The organism is Pseudomonas sp. MWU12-3103b (assembly GCF_023100615.1).
Classification (GTDB): domain Bacteria; phylum Pseudomonadota; class Gammaproteobacteria; order Pseudomonadales; family Pseudomonadaceae; genus Aquipseudomonas; species Aquipseudomonas putida_A.
The window spans coordinates 139,971-159,288 of the sequence record NZ_JALMEY010000009.1 but is presented as its reverse complement, the minus strand read 5'-3'; the positions used below and the strand labels follow the sequence as shown (position 1 = coordinate 159,288).

The 19,318-nt window shown below is 58.3% G+C and carries 17 protein-coding genes and 1 pseudogene; 12 read left to right on the top strand and 6 right to left on the bottom strand.

Translation table 11 applies throughout. The annotated features are described in order from the left end of the window. Nucleotides 1-13 precede the first annotated feature (13 nt). The 6 genes and pseudogenes from M0808_RS15770 to M0808_RS15745 all read left to right on the top strand — a co-directional run bounded on the left by M0808_RS15770 (nucleotide 14) and on the right by M0808_RS15745 (nucleotide 4,725). Entirely contained in the window at nucleotides 14-1,297 is a 1,284-nt protein-coding gene (locus M0808_RS15770; RefSeq protein WP_247841801.1) for a cation:dicarboxylase symporter family transporter, read from the top strand. Nucleotides 1,298-1,416: 119 nt separating this feature from the next. Then, nucleotides 1,417-2,520: an alkene reductase gene (locus M0808_RS15765; protein WP_247841800.1), complete on the top strand. Its 1,104-nt coding sequence runs from the start codon at nucleotides 1,417-1,419 to the stop codon at nucleotides 2,518-2,520. 32 nt (nucleotides 2,521-2,552) lie between these two features. Then, nucleotides 2,553-3,296: an SDR family oxidoreductase gene (locus M0808_RS15760; RefSeq protein ID WP_247841799.1), complete on the top strand. Its 744-nt coding sequence runs from the start codon at nucleotides 2,553-2,555 to the stop codon at nucleotides 3,294-3,296. Between the two features lie 69 nt (nucleotides 3,297-3,365). Continuing rightward, nucleotides 3,366-3,746: a nuclear transport factor 2 family protein gene (locus M0808_RS15755; RefSeq protein WP_139053991.1), complete on the top strand. Its 381-nt coding sequence runs from the start codon at nucleotides 3,366-3,368 to the stop codon at nucleotides 3,744-3,746. Between the two features lie 59 nt (nucleotides 3,747-3,805). Beyond that, nucleotides 3,806-3,985 (top strand): annotated as a pseudogene (locus M0808_RS15750) (nuclear transport factor 2 family protein); the annotation flags it as partial. A 128-nt stretch (nucleotides 3,986-4,113) separates the two neighbouring features. Further along, nucleotides 4,114-4,725, top strand: a complete 612-nt coding sequence (locus M0808_RS15745) for a dTMP kinase (RefSeq protein WP_247841798.1) — start codon at nucleotides 4,114-4,116, stop codon at nucleotides 4,723-4,725. Nucleotides 4,726-4,907: 182 nt separating this feature from the next. Here M0808_RS15745 and M0808_RS15740 read toward each other — a convergent pair whose 3' ends face one another. The 5 genes from M0808_RS15740 to M0808_RS15720 form a co-directional block, all read right to left on the bottom strand. Further along, entirely contained in the window at nucleotides 4,908-5,423 is a 516-nt protein-coding gene (locus M0808_RS15740; RefSeq protein WP_247841797.1) for a cupin domain-containing protein, read from the bottom strand. Nucleotides 5,424-5,557: 134 nt separating this feature from the next. Further along, the gene (locus M0808_RS15735) at nucleotides 5,558-7,960 is read right to left on the bottom strand and encodes a TonB-dependent receptor (protein ID WP_247841796.1); all 2,403 of its coding nucleotides are present in this window, start codon (nucleotides 7,958-7,960) and stop codon (nucleotides 5,558-5,560) included. A gap of 67 nt (nucleotides 7,961-8,027) precedes the next feature. After that, nucleotides 8,028-8,990 (bottom strand): FecR domain-containing protein, encoded by a 963-nt coding sequence (locus M0808_RS15730; protein ID WP_247841795.1) that lies wholly within the window; start codon nucleotides 8,988-8,990, stop codon nucleotides 8,028-8,030. After that, nucleotides 8,990-9,499: a sigma-70 family RNA polymerase sigma factor gene (locus M0808_RS15725; protein ID WP_247841794.1), complete on the bottom strand. Its 510-nt coding sequence runs from the start codon at nucleotides 9,497-9,499 to the stop codon at nucleotides 8,990-8,992. Before M0808_RS15725 ends, M0808_RS15730 begins: the two co-directional genes overlap by 1 nt. Before the next feature lie 95 nt (nucleotides 9,500-9,594). Then, nucleotides 9,595-10,491, bottom strand: coding sequence for a helix-turn-helix domain-containing protein (locus tag M0808_RS15720; protein ID WP_247841793.1), 897 nt, complete (start codon nucleotides 10,489-10,491; stop codon nucleotides 9,595-9,597). Nucleotides 10,492-10,652: 161 nt separating this feature from the next. Between M0808_RS15720 and M0808_RS15715 the strand changes: the two genes are divergently transcribed. From M0808_RS15715 to M0808_RS15695, 5 genes are all read left to right on the top strand, one after another. Beyond that, on the top strand, nucleotides 10,653-12,011 hold the full coding sequence (locus tag M0808_RS15715; RefSeq protein ID WP_095135836.1) for a glutamine synthetase family protein: 1,359 nt from the start codon (nucleotides 10,653-10,655) through the stop codon (nucleotides 12,009-12,011). Between the two features lie 204 nt (nucleotides 12,012-12,215). Continuing rightward, nucleotides 12,216-13,304, top strand: a complete 1,089-nt coding sequence (locus tag M0808_RS15710; protein WP_041063835.1) for a polyamine ABC transporter substrate-binding protein — start codon at nucleotides 12,216-12,218, stop codon at nucleotides 13,302-13,304. Further along, nucleotides 13,301-14,602, top strand: coding sequence for an FAD-binding oxidoreductase (locus tag M0808_RS15705; RefSeq protein WP_247841792.1), 1,302 nt, complete (start codon nucleotides 13,301-13,303; stop codon nucleotides 14,600-14,602). The genes M0808_RS15710 and M0808_RS15705 overlap by 4 nt, the downstream gene beginning before the upstream one ends. Nucleotides 14,603-14,720: 118 nt before the next feature. Continuing rightward, nucleotides 14,721-16,376 carry an MlaD family protein gene (locus M0808_RS15700; protein WP_202368135.1) on the top strand — a complete coding sequence of 552 codons (1,656 nt, stop codon included), beginning with the start codon at nucleotides 14,721-14,723 and terminating at the stop codon, nucleotides 16,374-16,376. 16 nt (nucleotides 16,377-16,392) lie between these two features. Continuing rightward, nucleotides 16,393-16,944: a PqiC family protein gene (locus M0808_RS15695; protein WP_247841791.1), complete on the top strand. Its 552-nt coding sequence runs from the start codon at nucleotides 16,393-16,395 to the stop codon at nucleotides 16,942-16,944. On the opposite strand, the gene M0808_RS15690 is transcribed toward M0808_RS15695, so the two are convergent. Beyond that, nucleotides 16,902-18,212 (bottom strand): HAMP domain-containing sensor histidine kinase, encoded by a 1,311-nt coding sequence (locus tag M0808_RS15690; RefSeq protein WP_247841790.1) that lies wholly within the window; start codon nucleotides 18,210-18,212, stop codon nucleotides 16,902-16,904. The two genes, M0808_RS15695 and M0808_RS15690, sit on opposite strands and share 43 nt — an antisense overlap. A 334-nt stretch (nucleotides 18,213-18,546) precedes the next feature. On the opposite strand from M0808_RS15690, the gene M0808_RS15685 reads away from it, so the two are divergent. Continuing rightward, nucleotides 18,547-19,209, top strand: a complete 663-nt coding sequence (locus tag M0808_RS15685; protein WP_348773044.1) for a histidine phosphatase family protein — start codon at nucleotides 18,547-18,549, stop codon at nucleotides 19,207-19,209. Nucleotides 19,210-19,318: the final 109 nt, after the last annotated feature.

The window sequence follows — 19,318 nt, the reverse complement described above, 5'->3', positions numbered from 1 at the left end:
AAGAAGGCTAGACATGAAACGTATTCCCTTGGTGTGGCAAATCGTTGCCGGGCTATTGCTTGGCGTGCTTGCAGGTTGGTACTTCAATACGCATCCGCACTATCAGACATGGGTGAGTGCGGAGATCCTCAAACCGCTCGGTGACATCTTTATCAAGATGATGAAGATGGTGGTTGTTCCGATCGTGTTCTGTTGCATGATTTTGGGGATCGCGGGCGGCGGTGACAGCAAATCGTTCGGGCGTATGGGTGCGAAGTCGCTCGGCTACTTCTTTGCGATTACCGCGCTGGCCATCGTCATAGGCCTGTGTTTTGCCAACCTCTTCGAACCAGGACGAGGAACCGATATTTCAGGCCTTTCGCATGGCGCTGCATCGATCACGCTTGAGCCGTCCAAAGGGGCGTTGGTGATTTTGCAGAACATCGTTCCAGACAACGTGATAGTGGCAATGTCAGAAGCGAAGTTGCTGTCGGTACTGTTCTTCGCTGTGCTGTTGGGGCTGGCGTTGAATGCTTTGCCCAAAGACAAAAGCGCGCCATTTATTGCGGTTGTTCAGAGCCTTTCCGATGCGATGTTCAAGGTGGTCTCCATTGTGATGGCCTACGCGCCGATAGGGGTGTTTGGCATGATCGGCGCGACCGTCGCGACGTTTGGTTTTGCCTCGCTGCTGCCGCTGCTCAAGTTGATTGGGGTGGTGTATCTGGCGCTGATGGTGTTCGCTTTAGTAGTACTGGGTGGCATTTGTTATTTGATTGGCGAAAACATCTTCAAGTTGATCCGCTACTTCCGTAATGAATTGATTCTGGCGTTTTCCAGTGCCGCCTCAGCCGCCGTCATGCCGCAACTGATGACCAAACTGGAAAGCTACGGTGTACCGCGTCGGATCGTCAGTTTTGTGGTGCCGGTGGGGTATGCGTTCAATCTCGATGGCGCATCGATTTTTCTCGGTGTGGCGACCATTTTTGTGGCGCAACTCTATGGGATCGACCTGTCTCTGTCACAGCAGATTCTGTTGGTCGTGACGATGGTACTGACCTCGAAGGGCGCCGCAGGTGTGCCTGGGTTTGCAATCGTGATCTTGTCAGCCACCTTGGCCTCTGCCGGTCTTCCGTTGGAAGGTGTGGCATTGATCGCCGGCATTTTCAGGATTATCGACAGCGGCACCACCACGCTCAATGTACTGGGCAATGCGATTGCGCCGCTGGTTATCAGCAAGTGGGAGAAAGTCGCGTTGGAGCCCTCACGAACGGGTCATACAGACGACCACCTGTGTGACCAGGTGCAACGCTGCCGGTAACAGTCGTGAACACGATGGCAGCTTTTGAAACAGCATTATCACCAGCAAACGCCTGCTGACAGAGGGGCGTATTTTTTTAACCTTCCACTAGACGACCGGTCTATTCAGTCGAGGATTTTATGACGGCTAACACGTTTGATACCGATCTTTTTTCGCCCATGCAAATGGGCGCACTCCAATTGGCTAACCGAATTGTCATGGCACCTGTGACACGCAGCCGAATGGCCGAAGACGGCGTACCGAATGAAATGCACGCGACTTACTACGCCCAGCGCGCCAGTGCAGGCTTGATCATCGCCGAAGCGACCAATATTTCTCCCCAGGGGCGGGGTTACGCCATGACCCCGGGTATCTGGTCGGAGGCACAGGTAGCTGGCTGGAAAACAGTCACTGACGCGGTGCACGCGGCGGGCGGCAAAATCGTCAGTCAGTTGTGGCACGTAGGGCGCTTTTCGAGTGTCGAGCTACAACCCAATGGCGAAGCGCCAGTAGCGCCTTCGGCGATCAAGGCCGAAGGCAGCACCTACACCGAGAAAGGCTTTGTCGAGGTTTCGATGCCTCGCGCATTGGAAACCTCGGAGATTCCAGGAATCATCGAGCAGTACAAACTGGCCGCAGAGAATGCCCGGCGAGCCGGTTTCGATGGTGTGGAAGTGCATTCCGCCAACAGCTATCTGCTTGACCAGTTCCTGCGCGATTCCACCAATCAACGCACTGACCCATATGGCGGCTCCATCGAGAACCGGGCTCGACTGACGCTGGAAGTCACCGCAGCCGTGATTTCGATCTGGGGTAGCGATCGGGTCGGTATTCGCCTCTCGCCAGTCACTCCCGATGCCGGAAATACACCTCCCGACAGCAATGTCATGGCGACTTACGGTTACCTGATTCAGCAGCTCAATCAATTCAATCTGGCTTATCTGCATTTTGTCGAAGGCGCCACGGCGACCTCCCGCACGGTCCCGGAAGGCGTGGATCTGGACGCGCTGAGTGCGCAGTTCGAAGGGCCATTCATTGGCAATAACAACTACGACCTGCCGATGGCGCTAGAGCGTCGTGCGCAGGGGCGGATCGATGCGGTGGCGTTTGGTCGTTTGTTCATTGCCAACCCCGACCTCGTGGAGCGCTTGCGTCGCGGGATCGAGCTCACCATCGCGCCACGCGAGAGTTACTACGGCGGCGGTGCCAAGGGTTACATCGACTGGCAAACCGCGAACGCCTGAACGACGGCATTTATCGATAAGAGGTAATGAGCATGAATTATCTGCAAAACAAGGTAGCCATCGTCACCGGCGCGTCTTCCGGCATCGGCGCCGCCACCACCCGCGCGCTTGTCGCCCAAGGCGTGCGCGTAGTGGCCGCCGCACTGGATGAACAGGGTCTGGAAAGCTTTGTCGCCGAGTTGCGGGCGGGCGGTAACGAAGTGGTCGCTTTTACCACCGACGTGACTCAGGCGCATCAAACCCAAGCGCTCGCGCAATTTGCGCATGAGACCTACGGCGCCGTAGACATTCTGGTTAACAACGCCGGGCTGATGCTTTTTTCCAACTGGGTCGACCTGGCGGTACAGGACTGGGAAAAGATGATCGACGTGAATATCAAAGGCTACCTCAACACTGCGGCGGCGGTGCTGCCTTTCATGCTGGAGCGCAAGTCCGGGCAGATTCTCAATATGGACTCTGTTGCCGGTCATCAGGTCGGACCGGCGGCCGGTGTTTACAGCGCAACAAAATTTTTCGTTCAGGCCATGACCGAGTCCATGCGCAAGGAGCTCGGTGTGCAGCACGGCATCCGCGTCAACACGGTCAGCCCGGGTGTCATCAATACCGGCTGGGCCGACAAGGTCAGTGATCCTGAAGGGCGCAAGGCTGCCCAAGCGCTCAACCGAGTTGCCATCGCCCCCGACGACATCGCGGGAGCCGTGATTTACGCGCTCAACCAACCGGAAAACGTCACCGTCAACGATTTGATCATCTCGCCGACGCGCCAGGATTGGTGACTGTTTACCGAGCCTCGTCCGTAAACCTTCCTTGCTTTCTTCAGCCATTTACTAACTCAGGAATACCTCATGTCCACTTCAACTTATGTTCAGGAATACAACGCAATCGTCGACGTGCTCAGCCAGTACAACGAAGGTGGTGCCAAAGCTGACAGCGCCTTGATGAAGCCCGCATTCAACCAGCAGGCCACCATGTTCGGGGTCGACGAAGGCAAGCTCGTCGGCGGTGCGATCCAGAACCTGTACGACGTCATCGATAACGCGTTCCGCCCATCTCCGGAAGCGCAAGCAGCGATCGTTCGCATCGACATCGTAGGCTCGGCAGCCAGCGCCCGGGTCGACACCGACAATGTTTCAGGATTTCGTTTCACCGATTTTTTCAACCTGCTGAAGGTTGAAGGTCAGTGGACGATTGTCAGCAAGATCTACCACACCCACCCAAGCGCCTAAGCCGTTGAATGCAATTGGCGAGGTGCGTCGCGCCTCGTCCTTACTGGAAGGACAGACCCATGTCGAAAAACATCAAGGCAGTACCCACCGCTGAGTACAACGCTGTCATCGCCATTGCCAATCAGTATGTTGAAGGGCTGCGTGTGGGCAGTGCACAGAGCGTTGCGCAGGCGTTTCATAAAGACGCTGTGATGTACGGATTCACCAATGGTGAAAACAGTCTCCAGTCATTTCTCCAGCAACAAGCTGAGGAGGGCGGTGAAGTAGGGTGAGGGCAGGGCCATGCCATTGGAAATGACAAATCAGCCATTGGAATGCCGGGAATGCGGTTAGAGTGACCCTCCATAAATCCATCGTTATGTGAACAATGAATCGTCCGCTGTTTGTTTCTCTGGATGGCCCCAAAGGCACCGGCAAAACCACGCTGTTGGAGGCCGTTACGAAGGTACTGAGGGCCGGCAACAAGAAAGTCATCCGGCTTTGCGAGAGAAAAAGCGATCCTTTCAGGGGTGAAACCATGGCCCTGATCAACTCGCTTGTCAGAAATCCTTCCCGGGATCTGGAATGGGCTGTGTGCCAGCGCCTGGCTGATAGTCGGCGCTGGATTTCCCGAAACGTGCTGACGGAGCAGCCGCTGGACAGCATCATCCTGATTGATCGCTGGTATCCGTCTGATGCAGCGTTTCGCCGATCTATCCCGTTTGCCGAGATTCTCCAGTTGAACCTGGATCGAGACGTGCGCGTGCCGGATCTGCATGTCGGCGTCGTCACCGATCCGGATATTTCATGGGCAAGGGCTGCGACAAGATCGCGAGGATTGGGCGGCACTGTGATCCAGAAGTACGCAGAGCATTTGTCGTGTACGGAGATGTTCGAGCAAGCGGTCAAGGAGCACGGTTGGGTTTTGTGCCGTAATGAGAGAACAATCGAAGACGCTACGATGCAGGTGGTTTCTGAGATCTATAGGGTGCTGGAGTGATTGTTTGAGTGAGACAGACGTTTGTGCAGGAAGGCGCGTAGCGTAATACGTGGTTTAACATAATATACATTACACGTAACAAGATGTTTCAGGGTTAGCCCGGTTGCACGCCAGATTTCAATCCAGAGTTTTACCCTGAGTCCTCTTTTCAAAACCTCGGCCTTGCCTGCAATTGGCGACCTTCAATCAGTATCCCGCGTCAGCTTTTCAATAAGCATCCGGTGCTGTGGAAATCGCGCAATCAGTTTGCGTCGATCACCCATCTCCATATCCGCAAAATCAAATCCCGGCGACACGGCCTCGCTGATCAAGCCAAATCCATGTTCTCCCTCGAGCAGTCGCGAAGCTTTCCAGATTCCGCCAGGCACGTGCATTTGCAGATGCTGTCCCGCCAGAATGTCGTTGCCCATTACCAGCGTTTCCAGCGAGCCGTCAGCATGGATCATGCTGTACTCGATGGGATCGCCCAGATGGAAAAAATGCACAATGTCGGAATGATTGAAATGAAACTGGCCCACTGGTGATTGCTCGGTCAACAGGTAGTAAATCGATGTCATCAGGTACCGTGGGCCACCGACGGTATCGAGCATCTCTCTATGATCGGCCTGATAGGTTCTGCGAAAATAACCGCCTTCCACGTGAGATTGCAGATCCAGCGCCTGAATCAAGGCCTGTGCGTTTACTGTGCGTTGAGACATGATCTGCTCCGGTGGATGGCGGCTTATTTTACGATAGCTCTACTAAACGGCTATTTAGTGTAGTTAACAGTAGATCGCTGAATTTAGAAGATTTTACCCTCCTTTTAAGCGACCCTTTTACTCAAGAAAGCAATTCAGAAATCCACCGTTGCCGATAGCAGATAAGTCCTTGGCGTCGAAAGCGTCAAACCTGGTTCGCTGTCATCTGATGCGCCCGCGGAACTCCAGTAGCGTTTATCCAATACGTTCTCGACATTGGCGCGTACGGTGATGGTCTTGTCGTCCAGTTTAAAGGCGTAACGCGTCCCCACGTCGAATCGCTCCCATGAGTCGATTTCCTTCTGGTTGGACTGATCCAGATACTGCGAACTCGAATAGATTCCACGGCCTGTCAGCGTCAGCCCCTGCACATTGGGTACATCCCACTCTGCGCCAAGATTGACGTTGTATTTGGGTGTCGCGGGCGCGCGGTTACCGTCAAAGGTTCCATTGGTGGTCTGGGTCAGTTCGCTGTCGATGTACATCACGCCGCCGAGCAATCGAAACCCTTTGAACGGCTCACCGAACACACTCAATTCCACACCATCGTTCTGTCGTTTGCCGTTCGGGCCGAAGACTCGTGTCGAGGCGTTGGTTTCATAAGCAGGCTGTTTGATCCGGAACACAGACGCTGTAAGTGCATACGAACCCGCGTCATATTTGGCCCCGACTTCGACTTGTCGGCTGATAAAAGGCGGGAAGATTTCATCCTCGTTGATCGACGTCGATGGCGCAATTTTCCCTTGGCTGAGGCCTTCCATGTAGTTGGCGTAGAGCGAGAGCTTGTCCGTCGCCTTGAACAGAATGCCGCCCGATGGCGAGAGTTTTTCTTCGTCATAGGCTGTGTCACCCTTCACATCATCGCTCCAGTCGTCGACTTGAACCCTTTGCCAGCGAGTGCCAAGGGTCAGCAACAGGCGATCATCGAAGAACCCCAGCGTATCGGACAGTGCGACGCCGCTGAAGCGGTTTTCCGTGTAGACCCTGGCGTCGTAGCGTGTAGGCGTGCGCGGCTTTGCGGTTTCCACCGGGTCATACAGATTGCTGCGCCCTGCCGCATACCGCGCGCCACCATTTTCGAAATCCATGTAGAAGTAGCTGGCCGCCAGATTGACCTCGTGGCTGACTGAACCGGTATGGAACCAGTTGCGCACACCTGCCGTGGCGGTCCGGACATTTTCGTCACGGGTGAAATCCCGCGGTTGAACACTGAAGTCGCCGGCGTCGTTGGTCACCGACACCGCATGCCGAAGGAAATCGTGGTTACTTTTACGGGCGCCGACGCCGCCATACAACATGACCGAATCGCTGACGTCGAACTCGCCATTGAGCGTGCCAAACGTATCTTTGGTTCGCGCCTGGCTCCAGGGTTGCGCGTAGTTGTCGCGCACATCATCAGCATCCGGAACTTTCGCGTTTGCACCGACCTGCACACGTTCTTGCGGTGCATCGGTATCGCGCTCGGTGTGACCGATATCGGTGGAAAGCCGCAGGCGCTCACCGCGAAAATCCAGGCCCAGCACTGCCATGTCGCGATCGACGCTCTGGTGATCCCATTCAGTGTCACCCGCTTGTTTGACGCCGTTGAAACGCAGGCCGAACTGGTTGTCCTCACCAAAGCGACGGCCGATGTCGACGGCGCCGCCGAGCTGATTGTTGGAAGCGTAACTGGCCGTCAGCGATGTATTTGGCTGATCACCGGCGCGCTTGGGCACCACGTTGATCCCCCCTCCTACACTGCCCCGCGGCGAAATGCCGTTGATCAGTTGGCTCGGGCCCTTGAGGATGTCGACGCGCTCGGCCATTTCCATGTCGATCGTGTAAGTGGGCAGAACCCCGTAGAGCCCGTTGTAGGAAACATCACTGTTGAACAGGCTGAAACCGCGGATGGTGAATTGCTCATAACGGCCGCCTGCCGGGTTGGTCGCACGCACCGAGGGATCGCTGGCGATCAGATCGCCCAGAGTGCGGGCCTGCTGGTTTTTCACCGTTTCGCTGGTGTAGGTGGTCATGCTGAACGGGGTCTCCATGAAATCCCTGGAACCCAGCAGTCCTTGCGAACCACGGCGCGCCACCTGGCCACCGGCAAAAACCTCGGTATCCGTGCTACCCGTCGATCCAAGAATCGAAGTGGGTGCCAGTTCCAGACTGCCGCCGTCCGGCGCAGGAATGACTGTGTAAGCGCGGTCGCCCGCCGGTTGCAGCTGTAGACCGGACCCCAGCAACAACCGGGTAAAGCCCTCCTCCACGCCAAACTCACCCGACAAACCATTGCTGTTGCGCCCGCTGACCAAGGCCGGATCCACCGACAGATTGACCCCGGCCAGTCCGGCAAAACGGGTCAGCGCCGCACCCAGGCTGCCGGCCGGCACCTGATAACCGCGGCGGTCGGCACTTTCCGCCCAACTGCTGGGGATCAACAGGGGGCTGGCACTCAGGCTCAACAAAAGGCTCAACTGCAACAACGGACGCAAACGACCTGGAAATACTGCAGGCATAGGAAAAAGCTCTCGATTTGGTTCACTTGCCTGGAATGACCAGCGAGGCGAAAAAAAGGGACAGGTCTCAGACTGTTTTTTTGGACTGGGACAATTTTCGCGGAACGAGAGAGACCCAAAAGCGCGTGCGTTGCTGCACGTCGATCGGCAGGCTGGCCGCCAATAGCGAGAGCACTTGATCGGTGTTATCAAGACGAAAACTGCCGGTGATGCGCAGCGCCTCCAGCTCCGGATCCCAGCGCAGCACGCCTGGGCGGTAACGGCTCAATTCACGCAGAAAATCCCCCAGCGGCTGGTTTTGCGCCATCAATACACCGTCGCGCCAGCTCGGCATCGAGGCGTCAAACGCTCGGACAGCACCCGCACCAGAAGCCTGCAGCCTGATCTGCTGGCCCTGATCGAGGATCAGCGCCGGCCCGCTTGACGGTTGCAACTGCACCGAGCCACGGATCACCGACACATTGCAGTCACGCTCATTGAGACGCACGCAAATCTCACTGTGACTGACGATGATCCGCCCGTACGGCACATTGATGATCAGGGCTGAGTCGCCTGGCACGTCAAGCGCCATTTCGCCACGCACCAGTGTCAACTGACCGGCAGCAAGATCCACATTGACGGCGCTGTCGGTATTGAGCTGCAACGAACTGCCATCCGCGAGCCGCAATCGCTTGTGTTCACCAGTGCTGGTGTGCAAATCCGCGCGCCAGACATCCAGCGGCAGTTGCCGACTGATCAGCCAGGCCGCCGGCACCAGTGCCGCGATGCCGAGCGCGCGTTTCAGCACGGCCCGACGCGCTGCGTCCGGACGATCCAGCGTAGCCATGGCCAGCGCAGAAGGCAGTGCGGAAAACCGTTCGCGCAAGCGCTGGATTTTCTGCCACGCGTTTTCATGTCGGCTATCGCTGTTACGCCAGGCCTGCAATTGCGCATGATCGTCAGCGCCCGCTTCGCCGGACTCCATCAACGCCAGCCATTGCGCGGCGGCGCGGGCGACCTCGCGGGATTCATCACTGGGGGCAACGCGCATCAAAGATCCACCAGCAGACAATGCTCGTAGGCCTGTGCCATGTAACGTTTGACGGTGCGCTCGGACACTTGCAGGCGCTCGGCGATTTCGCGGTAACCGAGGCCCTCAAGCTGACTCCACAAAAACGCCCGGCGCACTGCTCGCGGCAAACCATCAAGCAATTCATCCAGTGCTTGCAGGGTTTCCAGCAGCAGCCAACGCTGCTCGGGCGATGGCACGCACTCTTCCGGCAGTTGCGCGAGGGCTTCGAGGTAGGCTTTTTCCAGACTGCGGCGGGTGTAGAAGTTGCTCAGTAGACGCTTGCCCACGGTCAGCAGATAGGCACGAGGCTCACGCATGTCGGCAATCGGTTGCGCGCTGCACAGCACGCGCATGAAGGTGTCCTGGCTCAGATCCGCCGCATCCCACGCGTTGCCCATGCGTCGACGCAGCCAGGTTTCCAGCCAGCCTCGGTGATCGCGGTACAGCGCGTGCAGGCTCTGCTCAGACGGCGTGGCGGCTTCAATCATCTCAAGAGACCCTGGGCGAAGTTAAATTCAAATGAGACTGATTCTATTTAACTTCGCTTGGGACACAAAGATCTTTTTGCCCGTTACTGCAATCTCTAGCGCTTCAGCGTCTCGCTCGGCAGCTCTTTGAACAGCGCACGATAACTGCTGGAAAACCGCCCCAGATGCCAGAACGACCAGTGCATCGCCACCTCGGCCACAGTAGTTTCGGTAGGCCGGCGCTTGAGCAATTCGCGGTGTGCACTGTTCAGCCGGCGCAGGCGTAGCCAGTGACTCGGGGTCATCCCGGTGTAGGCCTTGAATGCCTGCTGCAATTGTCGCAACGGCACCCCTGCGACCTTCGACAGTTCGAGCAGATTGACGGTGTCTTCCGGCGAATCCGCTGCCCACTCCCCTACTCGCTTCATGATCGTCCGTTCTTCACTACGCCGCTGTAATCCGCCGCGATCAAGACGGGTGTGTGCGTTGTCGAGGATGAACAGGCAGTCTTCGAGTAACTGCTGAGTCAGTGAGTCTTTATCAAACGGATCAACAGCTTGCGACAACTTCGTGAGAGTTGAGCTTAACCAGCGACTGAACAAGGCGTTCTGCCCGCAGTTAAGCGGTGCCATGAACAATCCTTCGAGTCTCGCCACCTCCAGACCGTGCTGACGGACGAATTCCGGGCCGAACACCACGGCAATTTCCTGGTAGTTCTCCGGGGTGATCCAGATGTTGCGGCTGTCTTCGTTGAGCAGATACAGCGCGTTGTCGCTGCGATCGAAACAGAAGGCCAAGGCCCCCGATGGCGCGCTGAACGTCTGCTCGACGCGAGTGTTCATCTGCTCTTCGTAGACCTGCACACCCTCCAGGTCCAGATAGCGGATCTGCCCGGCGAAATGTCCGGGAGACATCTGCTGGTAATGCTGAACCCAACCCGGCGTGGCGCGGATCTGTTCGCTGACATCAGCGGTATTGAAAGCCTGAACCTGTAGCGGATTACACGTTGTCATGGGAGACCTTGCGCACTCTTTTGGTGCGCTTTGGTGCTGCTTAAAGTGGATAGATGGAACGGCAAGGCACGCCCAAGATAGTCGCCAACGCGCCACAGGGGAAGGGGCGGAAGATGAAACCCGCCCTCCCCGGCGTCTATAAAACCAATAACGAGGTCTCTATGAATGCCCCTTTCGATCAGCTGTTCACGTGGCTGAAAGATCACAAGATTACCGAAGTTGAATGTGTGGTCAGCGACCTGACCGGCATCGCCCGCGGCAAGATCGCACCGACCAACAAGTTCCTGCATGAGCGAGGCATGCGCCTGCCGGAAAGTGTGCTGCTGCAAACGGTAACCGGGGATTTTGTCGACGACGACATCTACTACGACCTGCTCGACCCGGCCGACATCGACATGGTCTGCAAACCGGTGAGCGACGCCGTGTATGTGATTCCATGGGCGATCGAGCCGACCGCCATCGTCATCCACGACACCTTCGACAAGTTCGGCAACCCGATCGAACTGTCGCCGCGCAACGTGCTGAAGAAAGTCCTGCAGCTGTACACCGACAAGGGCTGGAAGCCGATCGTGGCGCCGGAAATGGAGTTCTACCTGACCCAGCGCTGCGAAGATCCGGACCTGCCACTCAAGGCACCACTGGGGCGTTCGGGCCGTGCTGAAAGCGGTCGGCAATCGTTCTCGATCGATGCCGCCAACGAATTCGATCCGCTGTTCGAAGACGTCTACGACTGGTGCGAGCTGCAAGGTCTGGACCTGGACACGCTGATTCACGAAGACGGCCCGGCGCAGATGGAAATCAACTTCCGGCACGGCGACGCACTGGATCTGGCCGACCAGATCACCGTGTTCAAACGCACCCTGCGCGAAGCGGCGCTCAAGCACAACGTCACTGCCACGTTCATGGCCAAGCCAATTGGCGACGAACCCGGCAGCGCCATGCACCTGCACCAGAGCGTCGTGGAGATCGCCACCGGCAAGCCGATCTTCGCCAATGCCGACGGCACAATGAGCGAGCTGTTCCGCCATCACATCGGCGGCCTGCAGAAGTACATCCCGAAAGTCCTGCCGATGTTCGCGCCCAACGTCAACTCGTTCCGCCGCTTCCTGCCGGACACTTCGGCACCGGTCAACGTCGAGTGGGGCGAAGAAAACCGCACCGTCGGCCTGCGTGTGCCGACCTCCGGGCCGGAAGCCATGCGCGTGGAAAATCGCCTGCCGGGCGCCGATGCCAACCCGTATCTGGCGATCGCCGCGAGCCTGCTGTGTGGCTACATCGGCATGGTCGAAGGCATCGAACCGAGTGCCGCCGTCGAGGGCCGCGCCTACGAACGCCGCAACCTGCGCCTGCCGATCACCATCGAAGACGCGCTGACGCAAATGGAAGAATGCGACACCGTTGCCCGATACCTGGGCAACAAGTTCGTACGCGGCTACGTCGCGGTCAAACGCGCCGAGCATGAAAACTTCAAGCGCGTGATCAGCTCCTGGGAACGCGAGTTTTTGCTGCTGAGCGTCTGACTCCAGCACAAATCCCCTTCCTCCATGGCATGGCTTTTTGTGGGAGGGGGCTTGCTCCCGAAAGCGGTGTATCAGCCAGCTGTAATGTTGGAGGTACCGGCCTCTTCGGGAGCAAGCCCCCTCCCACAAAGAGCAGGGGAACAATGATCCATCTGAAAATCCAGAACCACCCGAAAAACTCCAATAATTCCAAGAGGTGTCGATATGCGTCTATTGAAATCCATGGTTCCCGCCGCACTGGCGCTGCTGTGCAGCACCGCAGCCCTGGCCCAGCCACAGGTCAGCGTCTACAACTGGACCGACTACATCGGTGAAACCACCCTCGCCGACTTCCAGGCCAAGACCGGGATCAAGGTGATCTACGACGTTTTCGACTCCAATGAAACCCTGGAAGGCAAGCTGCTCGCTGGCCGTACCGGCTATGACGTGGTGGTGCCATCCAACCACTTCCTCGCGCGTCAGGTGAAGGCCGGGGCGTTCCTCAAACTCGATCGCGAGCAGTTGCCGAACTGGAAAAATCTCGATCCCAAGCTGCTTGAACTGCTCGAAAAGAACGACCCGGGCAATCAGCACTCGGTCCCATACCTGTGGGGCACCAACGGCATCGGCTACAACGTCGACAAGGTCAAGGCTGTGCTCGGCATCGATCACATCGACTCCTGGGCCGTGCTGTTCGAGCCAGAGAATCTGAAGAAACTCACCCAGTGCGGCGTGTCGATGATGGACTCGGCGGACGAAGTGTTCCCGGCGATCCTCAACTACATGGGCATGGACCCTCGCAGCGAGAACCCGGAAGACTATAAAAAGGCCGAAGCGAAACTGCTGAGCATTCGCCCGTACATCACCTATTTCCACTCCTCGAAATACGTGTCCGATCTGGCCAATGGCGATATCTGCGTAGCCTTCGGTTACTCCGGCGATGTGTTCCAGGCGGCCAACCGCGCCAAGGAAGCCAAGAACGGGGTGAACATCGCTTATGCGATTCCGAAGGAAGGCGCCAACCTGTGGTTCGACCTGCTGGCGATCCCGGCCGACGCCAGCAACACCAAGGAAGCCCACGCCTTCATCAATTACCTGCTCGATCCGCAAGTGATTGCCAAGGTCAGCGCGTCGGTCGGTTACGCCAACCCGAACCCGGCTGCCAAGCAGTACATGGATCAGGCGCTGGTGAACAATCCCGAGGTCTACCCGTCGCAGGCGGTGCTGGACAAGCTCTACATCTCCTCTACCCCGCCCCAGTCGATCATGCGTCTGATGACCCGGTCCTGGAGCAAAGTGAAGTCGAACAAATGAATCAGTACACGCAAGAACACGCCCGCTCCTATTACGCGGCTTCGGCCCGGGCCAGCACGCCTTGGCCGACACTCGACGGTGATCTCAGCGCCGATGTCTGCGTGATCGGCGGCGGCTTCACCGGGGTCAACACCGCCATCGAACTGGCCCAGCGCGGGCTGTCGGTGGTGTTGCTCGAAGCCCGGCGCATCGGCTGGGGCGCCAGCGGGCGCAACGGCGGTCAGTTGATTCGCGGCATCGGTCACGAGGTCGAAGGCTTTGCCCGTTACGTCGGCAACGAAGGCGTACGTTATCTGCAACGCGCCGGCATCGACTCGGTGGAACTGGTGCGCCAGCGCATCACCGAGAACGCCATCGAGTGCGACCTGCGTTGGGGCTTCTGCGAGCTGGCCAACACTCCGGCGCAATTCGCAGCGTTCAAGGACGAACAGGTCAGCCTCGACGAACTCGGTTATCAACACCAGACCCGTTTGGTCGGCCCGGAGCTGATCCGTCAGCAAGTGGTCAACGCCGACATCTACGCGGGTGGTCTGATCGACATGGGGTCCGGTCATCTGCACCCGCTGGATCTGGTGCAAGGCGAAGCGCGTCTGGCGGCGTCCCTCGGTGTGCGAATCTTCGAGCAAAGCCCGGTGCTGCAGATCATTCATGGCGAAACCGTTGAAGTGCGCTGCGCCACCGGCAGCGTTCGCGCCGGCAGTCTGGTGCTCGGTTGCAACGCGCATCTGGATGAACTCGAACAGCAACTCAGCGGCAAGGTACTGCCGGCCGGCAGTTACATCATCGCCACCGAGCCGCTGTCCGAGGAACGTGCCGCGCAATTGATCCCGCACAACCTCGCGTTGTGCGACCAGAAAGTCGGCCTCGATTACTACCGGCTTTCAGCGGATCGACGCCTGCTGTTCGGCGGCGCCTGTCATTATTCCGGGCGCGATCCGGCGGATATCGCCGCCTACATGCGCCCGAAGATGCTCAAGGTCTTCCCGCAACTGGCGGACGTGCGCATCGACTATCAATGGGGTGGCAAGATCGGCATCACCGCCAACCGTTTCCCGCAGGTCGGCCGGCTCCAGCAGCAGCCGAACGTGTTCTACGCTCAGGGTTACTCCGGGCACGGCCTCAACGTCACGCACTGGTGCGCCAAGCTGCTGGGCGAAGCGATTCACGCCGGCCACAGTCAGGGCATGGATGTGTTCAGCGCGGTGCCGCACATGACCTTCCCCGGCGGGCCGGCCCTGCGTTCGCCGCTGCTGGCACTGGGCATGTTCTGGTATCGCCTGCGTGAAATCCTCGGCTGAGCGCATCTACCACGTAACCATCTCCTCGCTTATTTGCTCTATCGCCAAGCACTTCTATATTGATGAAGTGCTTTTGCGTTCCTGACGCTCAGCATCCACAAAACCGAGGAGGACATGGATGAAGTCGTCAGCCGCCGATGAGCCACGAGCACCGGGCCAAGCGCCGATCAAGACGCGTCGCTTCAGTATTTCACTGGTGTGGATCGTGCCGATCGTCGCGGTGCTGGTCGGTATTTCGCTGGTGGTGCACAACCTGATGCAGGAAGGCCCGACCATCGTCGTCAACTTCAAGACCGGCAGTGGCCTGACCGCCAACAAGACCGAGGTCAAATACCGCAATGTGGTGATCGGTCAGGTGACTGACGTCGAGTTGAGCGGCGATCAGAAGAGCGTCGACGCCACGATCAAACTGGCCAAGCAGGCCGAAACCTTTACCCGCGAAGACTCGCACTTCTGGGTCGTGCGCCCGCGCATCGGCGCTGGTGGTGTGTCGGGCATCGACACTCTGCTCTCCGGCGACTACATCGGTGCCGATATCGGCCAGTCCGACAGCCGCGCCAAACACTTCAAGGGCCTGGAAAATCCACCGCCGATCACCTATGGCGAACCGGGCAAGCGTTTCATGCTGCATGCGCCGGATCTCGGCTCACTGGATATCGGATCGCCGGTTTACTACCGCAAGATTCCGGTCGGTCAGGTGGTTACTTACACCCTCAATCCCGAGGGCAAAGGCGTGGACATCGAGGTGTTCATCCATTCGCCGAACGACGCGTTCGTTACCGAAAACACCCGGTTCTGGAACGCCAGCGGGATCGACATCAATGTCGGCGCCAACGGTTTTGCGGTGAAGACCGAATCGCTGTCGACCATGCTGGTCGGCGGCATTGCCTTCCGTGCGCCGGATTACAGCCCCAACGACGTTGCTGCCACGGACGACAAAGACTTCGAGCTGTTCGCCGATCAGCAGACCGCCCTCGCCCCGCCCAACGGCAAGGCGCAATACATGGTGCTGCGCTTCGAACAGTCCTTGCGCGGGCTCAAGGTCGATGCGCCGGTGGAATTTCTCGGCATGGAAATTGGCCGGGTGGTCGGGATCAACCTGGACTTCGACGCTAAAAAACGCAGCTTCCCGCTGAACGTCGGCATCGTCATTTACCCGCAGCGCCTCGGTCAGGCCTACAAAAAAATGCTCACCGAATTCAAGCACGATCCCGACGACGAAGCCGCCGGCATTCGTTTGCTCGGCACCTTCGTCGACAACGGTCTGCGCGCCCAGGCCCGCAGCGGCAACCTGCTGACCGGGCAACTGTACATTGCGCTGGATTTCTTCCCGAAAGCCGAGAAAGTTGCGTTCGACGCGACGGCCCGGCCGGTGGTCTTGCCGACGGTGCCCGGCAGCCTCGAACAGTTGCAGGAAAAACTCGAAGCCGTGGTCGACAAGCTCAACAAACTGCCGGTCGAACGGATTGCCGGCAACCTCGACAGCAACCTCGTCGAGCTGCGCAAAGGCCTGACCCAGTTCAATGCGAAAACCCTGCCGAGCGTGCAGACCACCCTGGCCGACGTCAGCAAGACCTTGCAGTCCGCCAGCTCGACCCTGGCCGAAGATTCGCCGCAGCGCGAGAAACTCACCGAGACCCTCGACGAACTCGGGCGCATGTCGCGTTCGCTGCGTGAGCTGTCGGATTATCTCGGTCGCCATCCGGAATCACTGATTCGCGGTCGTCCCGACAACGCGGCGCCGCTGGATCTGAAAGGACCGCCGCGCAATTGAGCACAGGAGCTCCCCCATGGCTTTACCGCTGAAGATCACCGTGCTCGCTGCATTCATGCTGCTGGGCGCCTGCCGCAGCGAGCCGATCAACTTTCACACCCTGACCCCGGTGCAACTGCCGGCGTCCCGCTCGGGCGCGCAGATTCCGATCGAGGGGATCAGCGTGCCGCCACAAGTCGACCGCCCGCAAATCGTCATCCGTCAGGGCAACAACGGCCTGGCGATTCTGGAAACCCAGTGGTGGGGGGCGAGTCTGGCGGATGAGCTGCGCAGTGCCTTGAACGATCAACTGAGCAATACCGGCAGTCGCGGCAACGTCTCGGTGCGCATCGATGTGCAGCGTTTCGACTCGATCCCCGGCCAGTACGGACTGATCGACGTCAAATGGCGCCTGCGTCCCAGCGGTGCGGCGGACAATGCTCTGCTGACCTGCCATTCAACCTTGCAAACTCCGTCCGGCCCGAGCATCGACGAACTGGTGGCCGCGCAACAGAACAACGTCAAACGCCTGGCTGTCCTGATCAATCAGGCGGCGGGCAATTCTCGCGTCTGCCCTTCGGCCTCCTGAGCCGCCGACAGCGTGACGGTGAAACGGCAGCCGTTGGGTTCGCGAGTCACCAACTGAACCTGCCAGCGCTGATGGCTGCAGATCCGCTGCACCAGCGACAATCCCAGCCCAAGGCCTTCACCGCGCTGCTCGTCACCGCGCACGAATGGCTGGAACATCGCGTGACGTTTCTCTTCCGGAATACCGATGCCGCTGTCCTCGACCACGAAACTGTCCTTGAGCAGCGTCAAGCGGACAAAACCCTGATCGGTGTAGTGCCAGGCGTTGCGCAACAGATTGCCCATGACCGACTGCAAGAACGTCAGGTCATAACGCGTGGTGCCCGCCAGTTGCGGCTCGTAGATGAATTCCAGGCCCTTTTCACGAATGAGTCGCCCCCAGATTTCCACCTGGGCGTCGGCGATCGATTTGAGTGTGCAAGTGGATTCGGTGCCAAGCTCTTCCGGCTTGCGCGCCAGCATCAAGAAAGTTTCGACCAGTTGGCGCATTTCAGCGCTGGCCCGGGCAATGCGTTTGACCTGCTGAGTGGAACGCTGATCCAGCGAGGGGTTGGCCAGCAACAGCTCGCAGGAGCTGGCCAGAATCATCAACGGTGTGCGCAGTTCATGACTGACATCACTGGTGAAGAGTTTTTCGCGGTTCAGGGTTTCGCGTAACCGGCCGAGTGTCTGGTCGAAAGACAGGGCCAGCTCCCCTACTTCATCATCGGCGTAATCCGGATGCAGGGCCGGCGCCAACGCGATCAACTGATCGCGATGACGTACCTGCCCCGCCAGGCGAATCACCGGCGCCATGACCTGCCGCGCCAACAACCTGCCGAGCGCGACCGCCAGCATGACGCTGAGGATGAACCCGACAATCACCACCACGAACAGCAGGTGTTCACGCTGTTCGAAGCTTTCCTGATTGCGCAACAGCACATATTTGCGGCCACCGACCGCCTCGACCATCGCATAGAAGTCGTCGCCGTTGAACGTGATCTCTTGAAACCCCACGGGCAGTTCCGCCAGTTGCGGCGTCAGCGCCATGGGCCCCGGGCCGTTCTCGAAAAAAAACAGTTCGCTCTTTTCCGGCTCGTGGCGCCACTGGTTGATGTCGTCCATCGCCAACAACCGGCGCAGCCCACCGCTGAGGGCGGTCATGGTCAACTTGTGCTCCACGACATGCACGGTAGCCACAATGCCCATCGCGAAGACACCGGCCACCACCGCGCTCATCAAGGCGAACACAATCACGATCCGATTGGCGAGGCTTTGCTTGAGGTCCATCCGGTTCAATGACTCCAGTGCTGATGTCGGGGGCTGAAAGCAGCTGCGCCACGACGTTATCCAAAGTCGCAGCTTCGCCTCCACTGGCGCCATTGTTAAGTGGCCAAAACAAACAAAACCACTATTTGAGTTTAGTTATCAAATAGACTTTTCCGCTAATACCTGCGCTTCTCTCGCAAATTTTTCACATGTTCTTCACTGCCCCGCCACGACTCTGAACGTAGTGTTCAGCAGCCATTCAAGCAAACCGCCGTAAAGTAACTAATCTCCTGGAGCTTACGTTGCACTTTGCGTGTGGACTGAATGGAACTCGGGAATGACAAGGGGCAACGTCGTGGTTGAATTAGTACAAGTACAATCAGCGTCCAAGCGATGGGACCTGTCTCGTCCGCGCACCTGGGCAATCATTGCCGTCGGTTTGCTGCTGATCGCACTGATTTGCGGCTTCGTCTGGATGCAACGCTCGCCCCCCAACCTGCGCTATGCGAGTGCGTCGGCTACCCAGGAATGGGTGAAGGCCTGGCAGGCCGGCGAAGTCGTCGCACTGGTTCGCCACACCGAACGTTGCGACCGCTCGACCAATACTTGCCTGGGGCCGGCGGACGGTATCACCCAGGCTGGCAGCATTGCTGCAGCCGACGTCGGCCGTGGTTTTACGCAACTGGGCCTGGAAAAGACCCAGTTCTTCAGCAGCCCGTTGACGCGCACCATGCAGACTGCGCATTACATGCTCGGCCACGATGCCGTGGCGGCGGAATGGCTGGAAACCTGTGGCCCGACGATGCGCAATGAATTGGTGGCGCACAAGACCCCGGGACAGAACATGATTCTGGTAACCCACAGCGGCTGCATCGCCGATTTTGAACGGCAGACCGGTTACCCGCGCGCGGTCGCCGCCGAATATGGCAGCACTGTTTTGGCCCGGATAGATGCGCAAGGAAAACTTGATGTAATTGGCATCATGAATCCCGAAGGCTGGCAGCGATTGGCCAAGTAATCATCAAACTTAGTCGAGAACAAACGGCTCGGCCAATGCTCTGGCACAGGGTATTGGCGTGTATGAAATTTGTAATAAGAAATGTTTTTTACTTTCCAGAACTGGAAAT

Coding starts and splice junctions, on each gene's coding strand:
- M0808_RS15770 (WP_247841801.1), top strand. CDS start 14: ATGAAACGTATTCCCTTGGTGTGGCAAATCGTTGCCGGGCTATTGCTT.
- M0808_RS15765 (WP_247841800.1), top strand. CDS start 1,417: ATGACGGCTAACACGTTTGATACCGATCTTTTTTCGCCCATGCAAATG.
- M0808_RS15760 (WP_247841799.1), top strand. CDS start 2,553: ATGAATTATCTGCAAAACAAGGTAGCCATCGTCACCGGCGCGTCTTCC.
- M0808_RS15755 (WP_139053991.1), top strand. CDS start 3,366: ATGTCCACTTCAACTTATGTTCAGGAATACAACGCAATCGTCGACGTG.
- M0808_RS15745 (WP_247841798.1), top strand. CDS start 4,114: ATGAATCGTCCGCTGTTTGTTTCTCTGGATGGCCCCAAAGGCACCGGC.
- M0808_RS15740 (WP_247841797.1), bottom strand. CDS start 5,423: ATGTCTCAACGCACAGTAAACGCACAGGCCTTGATTCAGGCGCTGGAT.
- M0808_RS15735 (WP_247841796.1), bottom strand. CDS start 7,960: ATGCCTGCAGTATTTCCAGGTCGTTTGCGTCCGTTGTTGCAGTTGAGC.
- M0808_RS15730 (WP_247841795.1), bottom strand. CDS start 8,990: ATGCGCGTTGCCCCCAGTGATGAATCCCGCGAGGTCGCCCGCGCCGCC.
- M0808_RS15725 (WP_247841794.1), bottom strand. CDS start 9,499: ATGATTGAAGCCGCCACGCCGTCTGAGCAGAGCCTGCACGCGCTGTAC.
- M0808_RS15720 (WP_247841793.1), bottom strand. CDS start 10,491: ATGACAACGTGTAATCCGCTACAGGTTCAGGCTTTCAATACCGCTGAT.
- M0808_RS15715 (WP_095135836.1), top strand. CDS start 10,653: ATGAATGCCCCTTTCGATCAGCTGTTCACGTGGCTGAAAGATCACAAG.
- M0808_RS15710 (WP_041063835.1), top strand. CDS start 12,216: ATGCGTCTATTGAAATCCATGGTTCCCGCCGCACTGGCGCTGCTGTGC.
- M0808_RS15705 (WP_247841792.1), top strand. CDS start 13,301: ATGAATCAGTACACGCAAGAACACGCCCGCTCCTATTACGCGGCTTCG.
- M0808_RS15700 (WP_202368135.1), top strand. CDS start 14,721: ATGAAGTCGTCAGCCGCCGATGAGCCACGAGCACCGGGCCAAGCGCCG.
- M0808_RS15695 (WP_247841791.1), top strand. CDS start 16,393: ATGGCTTTACCGCTGAAGATCACCGTGCTCGCTGCATTCATGCTGCTG.
- M0808_RS15690 (WP_247841790.1), bottom strand. CDS start 18,212: ATGGACCTCAAGCAAAGCCTCGCCAATCGGATCGTGATTGTGTTCGCC.